Consider the following 2860-nt stretch of genomic DNA (forward strand, 5'->3'; position numbering starts at 1 on the left):
CAGACCTCGGCCATCTGGCACAAGGTGGCGCCAAAGCTGGCGCAGCACTTCACCCTGGTGCTGGCGGACCTGCGCGGGTATGGCGATTCGGCGAAGCCCGAGGGCGATGCGGAGCACCTGCTCTACAGCAAACGCACCATGGCCGCCGACATGCTGGCTGTGATGCAGCACCTGGGCCACCCGCGCTTCACCGTGCTGGCCCACGACCGGGGCGCCCGCGTGGCGCACCGCCTGGCGGCCGACCACCCGGCGGCCGTGCAGCGCATGGTGCTGCTGGACATAGCGCCCACCTTGGCCATGTACGAACAGGCCAGCAACGCCTTTGCCCGTGCCTACTGGCACTGGTTCTTCCTGATCCAGCCCGCGCCGCTGCCCGAGCGCCTGATCGAGGCCGACCCCGCAGCCTATGTGCGTGACGTGATGGGCCGACGCAGTGCGGGTCTGGCCCCGTTCGATCCACGCGCCCTGGCCGAGTACGTGCGCTGCCTGACCTTGCCCGGCACGGCCCACGGCATCTGCGAGGACTACCGTGCCTCTGCGGGCATCGACCTGGTGCACGACCGTGCCGACCGCGATGCGGGCCGCCAGTTGCCCATGCCTTTGCTGGCACTGTGGGGCGAGCAGGGCGTGGTGCACCAGTGCTTCCAGCCCCTGGCCGAGTGGCAGCGCGTGGCGGCCGACGTGCGCGGCGATGCATTGCCCTGCGGCCACTACATCGCCGAGGAGGCCCCTGATGCGTTGCTTGACGCGGCGCTGCCCTTCCTGCTGGCCGACCGGTAAGGCCGCACCCAACGACAACCCCCGACGCTGACCATGACCACTCCCTCAACGCTCTACCAGAAGCTGGTGGCATCGCACACCGTGGCCGTTCTGGACGAACAGAACGTGCTGCTGTTCTGCGACCTGCACCTGATGAATGAATACACCAGCCCCCAGGCCTTCGCCGGCCTGCACGAGGCCGGGCGCGGCGTGCCCGTGCCGGGGCAGAACGTGGCGGTGGTGAGCCACATCATCCCCACGCACCCGGTGCGCTGGCGCACCATCCAGGACCCGCCCTCGGCCCTGCAGGCCACCAACCTCAAGGCCAACTGCGACCGCCACGGCATCCCGCTGTTCGACACCAACGACCCGTTGCAGGGCATCGAGCACGTGATCGCGCCCGAACACGGCATGGTGCGCCCGGGCATGGTCATCATCTGCGGCGACAGCCACACCACCACTTACGGGGCACTGGGCGCCTTGGGTTTTGGCATCGGAACCTCGGAGGTGGAGCATGTGCTGGCCACCCAGACGCTGGTCTACCGCCTGGCCAAAGATATGCGCATCCGCGTGGACGGTGTGCTGCCCAGCGGCACGACGGCCAAGGACCTGATCCTCATGGTCATCAGCCGCATCGGTGCGCAGGGCGCACGCGGCTATGTGGTGGAGTTCTGCGGCAGCGCCATTGGCGCGCTGTCGGTGGAGGCGCGCTTCACGCTGTGCAACATGGCCGTGGAGGCGGGCGCCCGAGGCGCACTGATCGCACCCGACGCCACCGCCATTGACTACGTGCTGGCCAAGGCCCCCGACATTGCGGGCGACGTGCGCGCGCAGGCACTGGCGCACTGGGCCGCCCTGCACAGTGACGAGGGCGCGGCATTCGATGCGGAACATGTGTTTGACGCGGCTGACGTCGCCCCGTTCGTCACCTGGGGCACCAGCCCCGACCAGGCCATGGCCATCTACGCCACGGTTCCCCGTCCCGAAGAAATGGCCGATGCCGTGCAGCGCAGCAGCGCCGAGCAAGCGCTGCGCTACACCGGGCTCGTCGCCGGCCAGTCCCTGCAGGGTGTGCCCGTGCAGCATGTTTTCATCGGCTCCTGCACCAATGCGCGCATCGAAGACCTGCGCGAGGTGGACCGCATTGTGGGCCGCCGCCACGTGGCCCACGGCGTGCGCGCCATGGTGGTGCCCGGCTCCGGCGCAGTGAAGGCCCAGGCCGAGGCGGAAGGCATTGCCGAGCGCCTGGTGGCCGCAGGCTTTGAGTGGCGCCAGCCCGGCTGCTCCATGTGCCTGGCCATGAACGACGACGTGCTCGCCCCCGGCCAGCGCTGCGCCTCCACCACCAACCGCAATTTCGAAGGCCGCCAGGGCCGGGGCGCCATCACCCACCTGGTGAGCCCGGCCATGGCTGCAGCAGCCGCCGTCACCGGTTGCATCACCGACGTCCGTACCCTGGAGGTGCCAGCATGAGCGCCGATCACCACACCATCGTGCACGGCCAGGCGGCCCTGCTCGACATTGCCAACCTCGATACCGACCAGATCATGCCCAAGCAGTTCCTGCGCGGTATCGACAAGTCGGGTCTGGCTCCCGGTCTGTTTTACGACCTGCGGTTTGACGGGGAAGGATTGCCACGCCCGGATTTCGTCCTCAACCAGGCGGCTTTCCAGGGGGTGGACGTGCTCATCGCGGGCTCCAACTATGGCTGCGGCTCCAGCCGCGAGCACGCGGTGTGGGGCATGCAGCAGTACGGCTTCAGGGCCGTGGTGGCGTCGAGCTTTGGCGAAATCTTCTACTCCAATGCGCTCAACAACCGCCTGCTGCTGGCCATGGTTTCCGAGGCGGATGTGCAGGCCTTCAAGGCGCAGGCTGCGCAGGTGCGGGGCCCCCTGGCTATCACCATTGATGTGCAGCACCGCATGGTGCGCAGCGCGGGGCACAGCGCGCAGTTTGTGCTGTCCGACCGGCACCAGAGCATGTTCCTGCAGGGACAAGATGTGATCGGCGCATCGCTGTCGTATGCCGATCAGATACAGGCCTTTGCCCAGCGCCACTGGGCTGCCCAGCCCTGGGTGAAGGACGTGGCGCTGCGCACGCG

The 2860-nt window shown here is 68.3% G+C and carries 3 protein-coding genes; all 3 read left to right on the top strand.

Annotated elements, in window-relative coordinates; all coding sequences use genetic code 11:
• On the top strand, positions 1-780 hold a 780-nt coding region (locus AC04MI_RS24470), incomplete at its 5' end, for an alpha/beta fold hydrolase (RefSeq protein ID WP_476498956.1).
• A gap of 33 nt (positions 781-813) precedes the next feature.
• A complete protein-coding gene (gene leuC, locus AC04MI_RS24475; RefSeq protein WP_436077042.1) occupies positions 814-2232 on the top strand; it encodes a 3-isopropylmalate dehydratase large subunit in 1419 nt (472 codons plus the stop codon).
• Positions 2229-2860 (top strand): 3-isopropylmalate dehydratase small subunit (gene leuD, locus AC04MI_RS24480; RefSeq protein ID WP_476498957.1); only part of this gene is annotated, 632 nt, incomplete at its 3' end. The genes leuC and leuD, both read left to right, overlap by 4 nt.

The organism is Acidovorax sp. LjRoot204, from assembly GCF_056175785.1.